General features: G+C 39.7%; 16 protein-coding genes. 4 read left to right on the plus strand and 12 right to left on the minus strand.

Annotated features, from left to right (window positions below):
- Positions 1–3 precede the first annotated feature (3 nt).
- Both C8P64_RS00395 and C8P64_RS00400 read right to left on the minus strand, forming a co-directional pair.
- Complete coding sequence (locus C8P64_RS00395) at positions 4–390, minus strand: hypothetical protein (RefSeq protein ID WP_108170087.1); 387 nt, start codon at positions 388–390, stop codon at positions 4–6.
- On the minus strand, positions 374–961 hold the full coding sequence (locus tag C8P64_RS00400; protein ID WP_108170088.1) for an RNA polymerase sigma factor: 588 nt from the start codon (positions 959–961) through the stop codon (positions 374–376). The genes C8P64_RS00395 and C8P64_RS00400 overlap by 17 nt, the downstream gene beginning before the upstream one ends.
- A gap of 139 nt (positions 962–1,100) precedes the next feature.
- On the opposite strand from C8P64_RS00400, the gene C8P64_RS00405 reads away from it, so the two are divergent.
- Complete coding sequence (locus C8P64_RS00405; protein ID WP_108170089.1) at positions 1,101–1,451, plus strand: DUF6249 domain-containing protein; 351 nt, start codon at positions 1,101–1,103, stop codon at positions 1,449–1,451.
- A gap of 115 nt (positions 1,452–1,566) precedes the next feature.
- A complete protein-coding gene (locus tag C8P64_RS00410; RefSeq protein WP_108170090.1) occupies positions 1,567–2,049 on the plus strand; it encodes a DUF4199 domain-containing protein in 483 nt (160 codons plus the stop codon).
- Between the two features lie 133 nt (positions 2,050–2,182).
- Here C8P64_RS00410 and C8P64_RS00415 read toward each other — a convergent pair whose 3' ends face one another.
- Genes C8P64_RS00415 through C8P64_RS00430 form a run of 4 tightly spaced genes read right to left on the minus strand, consistent with a single transcriptional unit; the run spans position 2,183 to position 5,418 of the window.
- Complete coding sequence (locus C8P64_RS00415) at positions 2,183–2,860, minus strand: peptidoglycan DD-metalloendopeptidase family protein (protein ID WP_108170091.1); 678 nt, start codon at positions 2,858–2,860, stop codon at positions 2,183–2,185.
- Between the two features lie 39 nt (positions 2,861–2,899).
- Entirely contained in the window at positions 2,900–4,294 is a 1,395-nt protein-coding gene (locus C8P64_RS00420; protein ID WP_108170092.1) for a hypothetical protein, read from the minus strand.
- Positions 4,275–4,889 carry a hypothetical protein gene (locus C8P64_RS00425; protein ID WP_108170093.1) on the minus strand — a complete coding sequence of 205 codons (615 nt, stop codon included), beginning with the start codon at positions 4,887–4,889 and terminating at the stop codon, positions 4,275–4,277. The genes C8P64_RS00420 and C8P64_RS00425 overlap by 20 nt, the downstream gene beginning before the upstream one ends.
- A complete protein-coding gene (locus tag C8P64_RS00430) occupies positions 4,873–5,418 on the minus strand; it encodes an RNA polymerase sigma factor (protein WP_108170094.1) in 546 nt (181 codons plus the stop codon). Before C8P64_RS00430 ends, C8P64_RS00425 begins: the two co-directional genes overlap by 17 nt.
- A gap of 173 nt (positions 5,419–5,591) precedes the next feature.
- Between C8P64_RS00430 and C8P64_RS00435 the strand changes: the two genes are divergently transcribed.
- Positions 5,592–6,182: a DUF2911 domain-containing protein gene (locus C8P64_RS00435; RefSeq protein ID WP_108170095.1), complete on the plus strand. Its 591-nt coding sequence runs from the start codon at positions 5,592–5,594 to the stop codon at positions 6,180–6,182.
- A gap of 9 nt (positions 6,183–6,191) precedes the next feature.
- Here C8P64_RS00435 and C8P64_RS00440 read toward each other — a convergent pair whose 3' ends face one another.
- Positions 6,192–6,617, minus strand: a complete 426-nt coding sequence (locus C8P64_RS00440; protein WP_108171227.1) for an organic hydroperoxide resistance protein — start codon at positions 6,615–6,617, stop codon at positions 6,192–6,194.
- A 103-nt stretch (positions 6,618–6,720) separates the two neighbouring features.
- On the opposite strand from C8P64_RS00440, the gene meaB reads away from it, so the two are divergent.
- The gene (gene meaB, locus C8P64_RS00445) at positions 6,721–7,797 is read left to right on the plus strand and encodes a methylmalonyl Co-A mutase-associated GTPase MeaB (RefSeq protein WP_108170096.1); all 1,077 of its coding nucleotides are present in this window, start codon (positions 6,721–6,723) and stop codon (positions 7,795–7,797) included.
- On the opposite strand, the gene C8P64_RS00450 is transcribed toward meaB, so the two are convergent.
- From C8P64_RS00450 to C8P64_RS00470, 5 genes are all read right to left on the minus strand, one after another.
- Positions 7,789–8,364, minus strand: coding sequence for a phosphatase PAP2 family protein (locus C8P64_RS00450; protein ID WP_108170097.1), 576 nt, complete (start codon positions 8,362–8,364; stop codon positions 7,789–7,791). The two genes, meaB and C8P64_RS00450, sit on opposite strands and share 9 nt — an antisense overlap.
- Positions 8,365–8,595, minus strand: coding sequence for a hypothetical protein (locus tag C8P64_RS00455; RefSeq protein ID WP_108170098.1), 231 nt, complete (start codon positions 8,593–8,595; stop codon positions 8,365–8,367). It lies immediately after the preceding gene.
- A 10-nt stretch (positions 8,596–8,605) separates the two neighbouring features.
- The gene (locus tag C8P64_RS00460; RefSeq protein WP_108170099.1) at positions 8,606–9,967 is read right to left on the minus strand and encodes an MATE family efflux transporter; all 1,362 of its coding nucleotides are present in this window, start codon (positions 9,965–9,967) and stop codon (positions 8,606–8,608) included.
- 83 nt (positions 9,968–10,050) lie between these two features.
- Positions 10,051–11,472: a M20/M25/M40 family metallo-hydrolase gene (locus C8P64_RS00465; protein ID WP_108170100.1), complete on the minus strand. Its 1,422-nt coding sequence runs from the start codon at positions 11,470–11,472 to the stop codon at positions 10,051–10,053.
- A gap of 58 nt (positions 11,473–11,530) precedes the next feature.
- Entirely contained in the window at positions 11,531–12,415 is an 885-nt protein-coding gene (locus tag C8P64_RS00470; protein WP_108171228.1) for a PPK2 family polyphosphate kinase, read from the minus strand.
- Positions 12,416–12,421 lie beyond the last annotated feature (6 nt).

The raw sequence follows: 12,421 nt of genomic DNA on the forward strand, positions 1-12,421 counted from the left end.
ATATTAAAGTTGATACTCCCTATCTAAAAACCTTTTAAGAAATGGCACCTCTAATAAAAACAAGGCTACAAAGGCAATCCCCAGTTGCATCGTTCTGGAAAGGTTGATGCTTGGAATTTTAAGGGCGTTTAATAGATCAAAGTTAAGATCATACTTGAAGGATAAATCTGTATTAATAAAATACAAAGCTAGTACTGAAGCGACAAGCGTACCTCCCAAAACTATCCACACAGGCCTGGAAATAAGGGGTTCGTAAGGTTTTATTTCAGCATTTCGAGCTTCGATTTTCATCATGATCCTGCTCTTAAAATCTGCCGATGGTTTTTCAGTTCCTGCTTCATTCAGCAACTTCTTCATCAACCTGTCTTCTCTGTTAAATTGCTTTTCCATTCCTATCTGATATTTCCGGTTTAATATAGCCTTCCAGTAATGCAAACAGCTTCTTCCGGCTACGGTACAATTTAATTTTAATATTGTCTTCTGTAAGATCGGTAACTTTGGCGATCTCCTTTACAGATTGTTCTTCAAAATAATATAAACTTATGATCGCCGCTTCATCTTCCGGCAAACGATCTATACACTTTTTAATGGTGACACTTCTTTCTTCACTTAGCATAAATTCAAGGCCATTTTCAATATGATCCAGGCTATCTTCTGTGATCTCCTCAATAATTGCGTAGGTCCTGTGCCTCTTATTCATTTTCAACCTGTCAAGGCTTTTATGATATACGATCCTGTATAACCAGGTTGAAAATTTAGAATCTCCGCGAAAGCTATTCAGCGATTCAAAAGCTTTAATAAAACTATCCTGAGCTACCTCCTCTGCCTCTTCCCTAACCTTTAAAATTCTTACCGCAATGGTAAATACAAAATTTTGATAACGATCTACCAGCTCCCCATAGGCAGTTGTATCTCCCTCAAGAGTTCTTTCAACTAAATATTGGTCAGTGTTTTTAGTCATTATTACCTATGACGACCAGATCAAATGATCGGTTACAAAATGTTTCTATAATAAATTTACATTTTTTTGTAACCGGTTTAGATTTCGTGGCGTCATAATAGCAAACGAACATTATTTTCACATTAAAAACTAAGAAATCATGGGATCAGAAGTAATTATTATGCCAATCATTTTCGGGGTTATTTTCGGGATGTTTTATTTATACATTTCGGCAAGGAACCGCGAACGCCTTGCTCTTATCGACAAGGGAGCCGATGCAAGTATATTCTACAGCAAAAAGAAACACGTCACTCCAGTATGGAAGGTTATCGTCATCAACCTTGCCTTGCTTTTGGTAGGTATTGGAGTAGGTATTTTCTTTGCCAATATTTTGACTTACAATATGGGGGTTGATGAGGACGTCGCTTATCCAGGTACGATCTTTTTATTAGCAGGGCTGGGATTATTCTCGGGCTTCTTCGCCACCAAAAGACTGAATAAAGACGCTTAGGAATAATTCAAAAATTTCATCACATCCCGAATGCTTCATTCGGGATTTTTTTATTTGTAGTGGTTGATAGAAGATTTTTACTAATTTTAAATGCTACAACCAATCAAACAGACTAATGAAAAAGTTCGCAATTGAAATAAAGTGGGGTATTATCTTCAGCATAATCTCACTAGCATGGATGTTCCTTGAAAAAGGACTCGGCTGGCATGATGAAAATATTGCGCAACATGCGATCTACACGAATTTCTTCGCAATCATTGCCATCGTCCTTTACATACTGGCTCTACTGGATAAAAGAAAGAGCTTTTATAACGCCTCCATGACCTGGAGTCAGGGATTTATATCTGGAATTGTAATTAGTGTCGTAGTAGCCATACTATCACCTATTGCTCAATATATAACCCATCAATTCATTACGCCAGATTATTTTAATAATATCATTGAATACTCTGTGGAAAGTGGCGCCATGACGAGGGAAGCTGCAGAAGGGTATTTTAACCTTACTTCTTATATCATTCAGTCTTTCTTTTTTGCTCTTGTTGTGGGAGTGGTTACCTCTGCGATAGTTGCTTATTTTGTGAAGACTAAAAAGGGGTAGCTAGAAATAATAAAAGAGGTTAAATTCAATAATCGTCCTTCGTGATATTTTGATATTTCGAAATATTCAACATCTCCAGTTTTTAGACCCTGAAATAAATTCAGGGTGACGATAAAATTATGATCAGGAAAGCTTAGATCTTCAACAACAAATTAGGATCGGGGCAGTTCTTTAAAAAAAGATCCAGGTCCTCTTTTTTTACCACACCTGGATAATCCCCGGTATAATCATGCATTTCTTCCATTATCTGGAAATGTAAATGCGGTGCGTAGTCTCCATTCTCATCAAAATCACCTAATTCAGCTATTTTTTCACCGGCCCTCACCTTATCTCCTATTCTTAAAGTCTCAAGTGATTTCCTGGAAAGATGCCCGTAAAGTGTATAGAATTTCCTGCCATTTGAAGAATGCTGCAAGATGATCGTTGGGCCGTAATCTCCAAAATTGTCGTTATCCTTAAAACTATGGATCTCTCCGTCTAAAGGACTTATGATATCTGAAAAAGCCGGCACCCAGACATCCAGCCCTATATGTATGTTCCGGTTTGCTGCAACATTATTAAAAAGTTCACTGCGGTTATACAAGGTCCTCAATTCGTTATAACCCCCATAAGCAGCTTTAGCCTTTCTGTTCCGTAGATATTCATCTATAAAAATGGAAAATGCTTCCGAAGAAGCAACTTCAAGTTTCAAAAGGTCAGGGTTATTAGCCGAAAGATCGATATACGCATAGTCCTTTTGCCTATAATCTCCTCCAATAACCGGAGTAAAACCGATCGTCAACCCATCTATAAATTCAGAAAAACCTTGCATAACATTCGACTTAAAATAGCCAAATGTAATGGCTAAGTTTTAATTTATCAATACATCACTGAAATTTGCCTTTATCGTGATATTAGAATTTCCTTCCCTGGATTTATTATACCCATTAAGGATCTCGTTATCGTAAGACTTGGTGGATTTCAGTTTTAAACCTGAAGGGTGTTTGATTGAACTTTGCATCCCGTTAAAGGTAAAGTTAAAGGCAGTGTCTGGCACATTCAATTCAAGATCGCTGTTCTCCAGGCTGATATTTAAAGTCTCGAAACCTGCACCCAGGTCATTGATATCCAGTTTCCCGAAAGAGCCGGTTAAGACACCTGTTTTCTGAAGTTCATTGATCACCACGTCACTGGAATTGGAATCCAGCTTAATGCTCACCACTTTATCTAATCTACAATTCTTTACGAATTCTGTAGAAAGCACTCCGTAATCCCAGTAAGCAACCTTCACCGGAGTATAAGCAGCCTTTATATTGGTTCCTTTCCCCGAGATTCGGTTAGCTGAAAGCCGACTGTGTGACAGATCGGCCTTCAGGTTTTTTATGTTACTTCCAAGTTTAAGTTCGCCATGGCGAACATTAAGTTCTAATTTAGCGTCTTTCGGAACTTTAAGTTTGATGGTCTTTTTGGACTTTACTCCTTTTCCATCTTCCAGAATAAAGACCTTGCTTCCGCCATTTTCCATTTGAGCCTCAAACTGTTTCCCGAATTCTTCTCCCCAGGCTTCCATTTTCTTTCCGAATTCTTCTCCCCAGGCTTCCATATCTTTTTCAAAATCCTTACCCCAGGCTTCCATTTTTACTTCATATTCTTTCTCGAATTTTTCAGAATTCTTCTCTACATTTTTAGCCCATTTTTCCATTTTCACTTCATACTCCTTACCAAATTTCTTTTCAAAATCGGCTTCCCACTTTTCAAGGTATTTATCTCCGTCTTTTTTATAAGCCTCATAGTCGAATTTCATACCCTTCATATCTTCTGCAAATCCAGGTGGAAGCGGGTTTTCAGCAATATTGTTCAAAATAGGGCCTACGAGATCTGTCATAAGTGGTTCCAGCAAGGCCGGCAATTCTGACAGTGATCCTTCTAATGCGGCCATATCTATGTCAAGATCCATTTTCATACTACTTGATCCCCCAGATTCAATTTCCACCCTGCCATTCGTTGCAGATGTTTCAAGTTTCCAGGAATCCAGTAATTTTTTGGTCATTTCCTTATCACCGGTATCTCCTTCAAGATAAGCCTCGATTTGTACCTCGTTCCTGTCCCAGTTTTCGATGATGATATTGGTGTGACGGGAATCGAGTTCTACATTCACATCTGGAGAGGTTTTATAGGTCTTGCTCAGTTTTTTGGTTTGAGCAAAACTCCCCGCAGTGATAAAAAGCAGTGATAAGATCACGTATTTAAGCTTGATAGTTCTCATATCTGTTGTCTTTTGATTGTTCAATTTCGTTTAACTTTGTTTTCAATTTTTTGAGGAGATCCAGTCTCAGCTGTAAGTTCGCGATCATAGCTTCAACAGTTTCCTCGTTTAAACCGGTTTCCTGAATTTCAGCATTTAGTGCTATATATTCTTCATTCAGGGTTTCCAGTTTCTTCATAAATGCATCTATAAGTTCTTTGTTATCTGGGGTCATTTCCAGTTTAGCAAGCTGAATGTTCACGCTTGCCATATAATAATCTTCTATCTTTTTAAATTCTGGCGAGACATCGCTCAACCTGTACTCTGTAGTAGGAACCTCTTTCTCCTCTTTCTGCTCTTCAACCGGAGTATCTACTACCTGATTATTATTCTGAACAGGATTCTGAGTGTCATTGAAAAAGAAGAAGGCTCCAATTCCCAAAGCAACTACCATTACCGCAGCGATCTGAAGAAAGCTACTGAAGTTGCTCTTCTTTTTCTGAACCGGCAGTGCTTCATCAAGCCTGGCTTCAAACCTGCTCTGATGCCCCTTGCTCAGCTTTTCTTTTCCTACATGCTCCTCGTTTCGAAACATTTCTCTAATATCCTGTCCCATTACTTAATGTTTTAAGTTCTTCCTGTAATTTCTTCTTTCCTCTATGCACCAGGGTGCGTGAAGCAACCTGGGTAATATTCAAAATTTCACTTATCTCTTCATGATCATACCCCTCTACGAGATACAGCATTAAAGGATATTTATACTTTTCAGGCAGATTTTCCATTTTCTGTTTTACTTCTTCAATTCCAATTCCATCCTCAACCTGCCAGTTGTTCTCCTCCTCTACGGTTCCGAGCGTCTGTTCATTGATCGCAACCAGTTCCAGTTTTTTAGCTTTAAGCTTGTCTAAACATTTATTGATGACGATTCTTTTTAACCAGGCCCCAAAGGTGACCTCTCCGTTAAACTGATGTAATTTTGAAAAGGCTTTTATAAAAGCTTCCTGCATGGCGTCCTCTGCTTCCATCGAATCTTTCATGAATCTCAAGGCCACATAATACATCCCGTCATAATATTTGTTGTACAGCTTGAGTTGAGCCCTCCGACTGTTCTGCTTACAAGCCTCTATTAGCTTATGCTGTATCAATTTAATTTGTTTTTGATGGGTTAGTTCACTTTAAAGACGAGACAAAAAATCCCGCGTTGCAAAAATTCCGAAAAAAATTTCAAATTTGTATCATCTTCCCGTAATTAGAGACAATATTCGGATATTGAAATCGTTATGGCCGAATTTTTGAAAAGCTATTTTAAAAGAATGCTATGAACAGCACTACAAAGCAAATACTGAAGATTGGCGGGATTATCCTGGGACTAGGGCTTATTCTCGTAGTTATCCTAAGATATACCACCAAAGCACATAGCCCTGAAGATACCATTACCTATAAGCAAGATGGGTTGGAGCTGAATGTATTTTATAACCGTCCCTATAAAAAGGACAGGGAAATATTCGGGAATCTTGTTCCCTACAACGAGGTTTGGAGAACCGGCGCAAACGAAGCGACTACTTTTGAAACAAACCAGGATATCCTGGTAGATGGAAGTTTATTGAAGGCTGGCAAATATACGCTCTGGACCATTCCCATGGAAAATAGCTGGAAGGTCATGTTCAATTCAAAAATGTATCCCTGGGGTATTAACCTGGATGAGGAAGCTTATAGAGATCCCAGGTTTGACTCGCTGGTACTGGAAAGACCAGTAGAAAAGACTGATAATAACCTGGAACAATTCACTATATCTTTTGAAAGATCTGGCGAATTTGTAAATATGATATTGGCCTGGGATGATACCAGTGTGAATGTGCCTATAAAACAAGAAGAGCCGCTAATTAGCGACTCTTCAGATAAATCTTGAAATTAAGAGCTATTCGTCCAGAAGTAAATTCAATGTTACATCGATATTATCTCTTGTAGCTCTGGAATAAGGACAGATTTCGTGGGCTTCATTTACCAGTTTTTCACCTGTTTCCACATCTACATCAGGAATATAAGAATCAAGAGTTACAGAAAGCTGTAAGTTCCCAGATTCGGTTTGACCCAACTTAACTACAGCAGTTACACTATAATCGCCCAGATCTACTTTATGTTTTTTAGCAACAACTTCTAAAGCGCTACCATAACAAGAAGAGTATCCTGCTGCAAAAAGTTGTTCGGGATTGGAATAGTCTCCACCTTCACCGCCCATACTCTTAGGCATTTTAAGTTCCATATCCAGAATACCATCTTCGCTACGGGTATGACCATTACGCCCACCATACGTAGTTACTTTAGTTTTATACAAATTCTTCATTGCGTGAAATAATTTAAGTAATTTAGTTTTCTTCAATATAACAAGCATTTAATGATGCCTGAAACACGAATTCATAAATTTGTCATAAATATTCCGCCTTATTTTGAGTGAAGAACAGCAAAAATCGGCTTTAAGCGAGTCTCAAAGCAAACCTGCCTCCGGAAATATCAGTGCAGAATCGGCTAAAAAGATCAGGGATTTCAGGAAAAATAAATTCTCTGAAAAAGAGCTATTGAAGGATCTGCTGAAAGGAAATAAAACTGCCCTGGGAAGGGCAATTACCCTGATCGAAAGCAATCAGAAAACCCATCAAAAACAGGCTGAATTTATTATTGAAGGAGCCTTACCTCATGCCCATAAATCTATAAGAATCGGCATCACGGGAGTTCCCGGGGTTGGTAAAAGCACTTTTATAGAAAGTTTTGGTTCTCACCTGATAGACCTGGGAAAGAAAGTAGCCGTTCTGGCAGTAGACCCCAGCAGCTCAGTATCACATGGAAGTATTCTCGGAGATAAGACCCGTATGGAAAACCTGGTTACCAAACCAAATGCATTCATAAGGCCTTCTCCTAGCGGTGAATCTCTAGGTGGCGTAGCCAGAAAAACCAGGGAAAGCATATTATTATGTGAAGCAGCAGGCTTTGATGTTATCCTGATCGAAACTGTTGGTGTGGGACAAAGCGAAACCACTGTGCACAGCATGACAGATTTCTTCCTCTTATTAAAACTTGCTGGGGCCGGGGACGAATTACAGGGTATAAAGCGCGGAATCGTGGAAATGGCAGATGCTATCGTGATCAATAAGGCTGATGGAGAAAATCAAAAGGCCGCCCGGGATGCAAAACTGGAGTTTAAAAGGGCTCTGCACCTATACCCTCCTAAAGAAAGTGAATGGAAAGCAGATGTGAAATTATGCAGCGCGTTGTATAACGAAGGTGTTTCAGATATCTGGGAGATGATCACAGAATTCAAGTCTAAGGTTGATGAAAACGGTTATTTCCAGCATAACAGGCTAGAACAAAATAAATTCTGGCTATTTCAGACTGTAAACGATTATCTAAAGAGCAGGTTCTATGAAGATCCAAAGATCAAAACCGCGCTTAAAGAACAGCTGGAACTAATAGAAAATAATAAAACAACCGCTTTTGCTGCCGCAAAACATTTGCTAAGCCTAGCTTAGATCTTTTTTCAGAATTTTCGCAGTGAGTAATTTTCTAAGCTGATGGAATAGATATCCAAAAACAGCTCCAATGAACATCCCGGTAATCACATCTCCTGGATAATGCACTCCCAGGTATATCCTACTATAAGAAACCACGACAGCCCAAATAAGAAGAAATACGAATAATTTGGGATAATGCTTTTTGAACAGCAGGCTTAAAAAAACTGCAACCCCGGTAGAATTGGCTGAGTGTGCCGAAAAATATCCAAACCTACCACATCTTTCCGCGACAAAACGAGTGTATTCCATAACCCCTTCCTGCCTACAGGGACGAGGTCTTTCAAATCCATGTTTAAAAAGATTGGCCAATTGATCTGTAGCTGTGATCAACAAGGTTACCACAACCATTGTAATAAGAGTAGCTTGCCAGCCAAATTTTCTAAAGATGAGATACAGGAGAAGGGCGTAAAGAGGAATTGCCATCCATTTATCACTAATGGCGATCCACATCCAGTCCCATTGCTCTGAACCAAGATTATTCAGATACAAAAAAAGCTCTCTGTCTAATTCGGCTAATCTCTCCATTTAGTCTTCTTCGTATCTGTTCACTTCACGATCGTAGAATTCATTCGCCTGGGTGATCAAACCTTCAGCTTCGCTGGAAAGTTCCTTTTCGTCATCCTTATCGAAATCTTCCAGCCATTCCACTTCATCATCCTTAAGATCGATAATGAAACGAGGAAATTCTGTATGGATCACGTAAATAGATTCGGGAAAATCGGTATTATCACCTAGTATAAATTTTGGAAGTTCCATATATTTTGAATTATGCTATTAAAGTTTCTTTTGTTCGAATTAATTTTCTGCTTAAATAATTAAAGCGGAAATATAGTAATAATGCAGAGGATGTCAATCCCGCAAGCAATCCAAGCCAGATTCCCATACTGCCTAACTGCTCTTCCTGCCCGAAATAAAAACTGACCGGAAAGCCTATCACCCAATAGGAAATAAAACAGATGACCGTTGGAATTTTCACATCCTGAAGTCCCCTCAAAGCACCAAGTATGACTACCTGTACACCATCACTCAACTGGAATAATGCCGCAATTATAAGTAATTGTGCGGCCAGGGTAATAACCTCAACATTATCTATATAAAATACGGGAAGTATATCCTTTAGCAGTATAAATAAAAGCGCAAATACCGCTTCTATAAGAAAGACCAGCAGGAATATGGAATATCCAATTCGTCTTAATTCCCGGTATTGTTTTAGTCCAACCTGGTTACCTACTCTAATAGTGGCTGTAACTCCAAGTCCCACCGCGATCATAAAGGTCATGGAAGCGAGATTCAGAGCGATCTGGTTCGCCGCCTGCGGATTGGTACCGAGGTTACCCGCAAGAAAAATGGTTCCTGTAAATATCGCCACTTCAAACAGCATTTGTAAGGCCGTTGGAAAACCAAGGGAAAGTATTTTCTTGAAAATAGACCAATTGATCATTTCCTTTTTGGACCACTTGAAATATTCAATAAATTTTGATTTTCTCCTAAGGATCTCCCAAACGAACCAAAGCATAAAGAACCTGGAAATAAGAGTTCCCCAGGCCGCTCCTTCTAGTTCAAGTCTTGGAAATATCCAGATACCGTAGATCAATAAATAATTGAAAACCACGTTCACGATATTTGCCAGAAGTGTAGCATACATCGCATACCTGGTTTGGGATAAGCCATCTGCAAATTGTTTGAATGCCTGGAAAGCCATTAACGGCAACATAGAGAGAGCTACTATATTGAGGTAAGGAATAGCCAGTTCCACTACTTCTGCCGGCTGATCCAAATAATAGAGAACCGGTTTGGCGACCAATAACAATAGGAATAATAGCAACCCATTGATGGTACTCAGGATAAGACCATGATGAAAATAGCTTCTACCACCTTCAAGATCATCGGCCCCATCAGCTTCAGCAATTAAAGGAGTGATAGCGAAGGAAAAACCGATACCCATAGACATCGCGATAAACACGAGAGCATTTCCTAAAGAAACGGCTGCCAGCGGCGCTGCCCCCAATCTCCCGATCATTAGATTATCTACCAGGCCTACCATGACATGGCCCAACTGACCGAGCATCACAGGGTATGCTATCTTAAGATTTTTTCCGAATTCTTTGGTATAGGCCGAAAGCTGCAAAACTAATTTTTAAGTCTGCAAAGGTAGCCTCTTTGTAATTCTTTGAAAGATAATAAAGAGAAATTCTTTAAGCAGAGCTTTTCTTAATCTGTCCCGTTAAGACTATCCTTAGCGGTAGATTCCAAACCGTATTTATCTACCAGGTAAACCAGTGAAGTCATGGTTGCTGCCCCTAGTTCCAGTTCCCTTTTATTCACATGCTCAAAGGTATCGTTGGCCGCATGATGATGATCAAAATAGCGCTGAGAATCTGGTCTTAATCCAGCGAGCACCGTATTGCCTCCTTTAAGCGGACTAATATCTGCTCCGCCACCACCTCTATGGAAATAGTGAATTAGATAGGGCTCGAACAAACTCTTCCAGGATAAGATCTTTTCGTATTGTTCATCATTAGAAGTAAATCCAAAACCTCTCGGTGTAAATCCGCCGGCATCGCTTTCCAGGGCGAAAACGTGGTTTTCAGATTTCGATTTTGCCACCTCGGCATATTTATTTCCACCGCGCAAACCATTCTCTTCATTCATAAAAAGAACTACACGTAATGTTTTCTTTGGCTTATATCCTATTTCTTTAAACAACCTGAGAACTTCCATAGACTGCACTACTCCGGCGCCATCGTCGTGTGAACCATCACCAAGGTCCCAGGAATCCAAATGACCTCCTACAACCATGATCTCTTCTGGAGTTTCAGTACCGGTTATTTCTCCAATAACATTATAGGATTGTACATCTTCATGCTGCTCGCAGTTCATCTTAAAATATAGCTCCAGGTCTTTCTGGATCTTCAGAATTCCGCTTAGATATTCAGCATCATTGGTAGAAATTGCCGCTGCGGGGATCCTGTCTTTAACCGGCATATCACCATAGCTCATAGAACCTGTATGAGGGAGATCATCCAATCTCAAATTCATGGATCTCACGATCACCCCAACTGCACCATATTTGGCAGCTTCTTTGGCACCGGAATATCTCTGATCAACACATCCGCTATATGCCTCAAAAGTTTGAATAAGATCTGCGCGCATAGGGCGATTATAAAAAACGATCTTTCCTTCAATATTTTCTTTCCCGTATTCTTTTAACTGCTCTATTCCCTGAACCTCTATCACTTCAGCTTTAGTCCCTCCAGCCGGTGTAGCCACAGAACCGCCTAATGCAGTAATATTCACATTTCTTGTCTGGCCGGGGCCTGTTTGCACATAAGCAAATTCCCTTCCTCCACGGGTCCATTTGGGAACCATTACCGGTTGCAGCCATACCTTATCCAGCCCCAGCTTTTCCAGTTCGGCTTTGGTATATTCCACCGCCTGTTCGGCACCATAAGATCCCGAAAGTCTTCCCCCGATTTCATTAGACAAATGATCCAGCCAAGTATAGCTTTTGCCGTTAAGCAAAGACATATCATAGATCTTTCTAATATTAAGTGAATCTTCGGTAGAGTTGGTTTGGGCTGAAGTTCCTAAACCTATAAACAACAGAATAAGAACAGTATAGAATGATTTCATTAAATTTTATTTTGGCTGCTAAATAACAGTTTTTTATTCATTTTTTCGAACAGTAGCTTTAATTCTTTTCCCGGGTTAGCTCTTCCCGATATTCGGCTAGATTCTTCTTGATGTCTGGATCCAGTTCCGGTTCTTTTACCTCCTTATATTGAGTTAGTTCCTCATAAAGGATCTTTGCTACCAATAAACGGGCAGTATCTTTATCATCCGCAGGGATCACGTACCAGGGAGCATTTTCCCTGGAAGTCTTATTAATAGCCTCCTGGTAATACTTCTGGTATTCTCCCCATAGCTCACGCTCTTTAAGATCTCCCGGAGAAAATTTCCAGTTCTTACTGGGTTTATTAAGCCTTCGGAGTAAACGCTGGCGTTGTTCCTCTTTAGAAAGGTGAAGAAAGAATTTAAAGATGATGGTTCCGTTATCTGCAATATGATCTTCAAACTGACGGATATTCTCATAGCGTTGTTCCCAGAAATCTGCATCTATATCTGAAACACTATCTATTCCCGGCAAATTTTCATTCAGAATATATTCCGGATGAACTTTTGTTACCAGTACATTTTCATAATGCGTACGGTTGAACACACCAAATTTTCCCCTTTCGGGTAAAGCGATATAATGCCTCCATAAAAAGTCATGTTTTAATTCTTTATCTGAAGGGGTTTTGAAACTATGCACCACCACTCCCCTGCTATTAAAATCTTTGAAGACTTCGCGGATCAAACTGTCCTTACCAGCGGTATCCATTCCCTGAAGACAGATCAAAACCGAATATTTCCCATAGGCGTACAAAGTATCCTGCCAGTCTCCGAGATCTTTACGGATCTCTTTCATTTCATCTTTGATATCATCTTCAGATTCGTTTAGCTCGAACCGGGTACTAAGCCTGGAAAGTTCAATTTTGGAAGTTACCTTAAACTGGGAGTGATCTATATGCTTCATAAGTTG

The sequence above is a fragment of the Christiangramia gaetbulicola genome, from assembly GCF_003054225.1.
In the GTDB taxonomy this organism is placed as follows: domain Bacteria; phylum Bacteroidota; class Bacteroidia; order Flavobacteriales; family Flavobacteriaceae; genus Christiangramia; species Christiangramia gaetbulicola.

Coding starts and splice junctions, on each gene's coding strand:
- C8P64_RS00395 (WP_108170087.1), bottom strand. CDS start 390: ATGGAAAAGCAATTTAACAGAGAAGACAGGTTGATGAAGAAGTTGCTG.
- C8P64_RS00400 (WP_108170088.1), bottom strand. CDS start 961: ATGACTAAAAACACTGACCAATATTTAGTTGAAAGAACTCTTGAGGGA.
- C8P64_RS00405 (WP_108170089.1), top strand. CDS start 1,101: ATGGGATCAGAAGTAATTATTATGCCAATCATTTTCGGGGTTATTTTC.
- C8P64_RS00410 (WP_108170090.1), top strand. CDS start 1,567: ATGAAAAAGTTCGCAATTGAAATAAAGTGGGGTATTATCTTCAGCATA.
- C8P64_RS00415 (WP_108170091.1), bottom strand. CDS start 2,860: ATGCAAGGTTTTTCTGAATTTATAGATGGGTTGACGATCGGTTTTACT.
- C8P64_RS00420 (WP_108170092.1), bottom strand. CDS start 4,294: ATGAGAACTATCAAGCTTAAATACGTGATCTTATCACTGCTTTTTATC.
- C8P64_RS00425 (WP_108170093.1), bottom strand. CDS start 4,889: ATGGGACAGGATATTAGAGAAATGTTTCGAAACGAGGAGCATGTAGGA.
- C8P64_RS00435 (WP_108170095.1), top strand. CDS start 5,592: ATGAACAGCACTACAAAGCAAATACTGAAGATTGGCGGGATTATCCTG.
- C8P64_RS00440 (WP_108171227.1), bottom strand. CDS start 6,617: ATGAAGAATTTGTATAAAACTAAAGTAACTACGTATGGTGGGCGTAAT.
- C8P64_RS00450 (WP_108170097.1), bottom strand. CDS start 8,364: ATGGAGAGATTAGCCGAATTAGACAGAGAGCTTTTTTTGTATCTGAAT.
- C8P64_RS00455 (WP_108170098.1), bottom strand. CDS start 8,595: ATGGAACTTCCAAAATTTATACTAGGTGATAATACCGATTTTCCCGAA.
- C8P64_RS00465 (WP_108170100.1), bottom strand. CDS start 11,472: ATGAAATCATTCTATACTGTTCTTATTCTGTTGTTTATAGGTTTAGGA.
- C8P64_RS00470 (WP_108171228.1), bottom strand. CDS start 12,415: ATGAAGCATATAGATCACTCCCAGTTTAAGGTAACTTCCAAAATTGAA.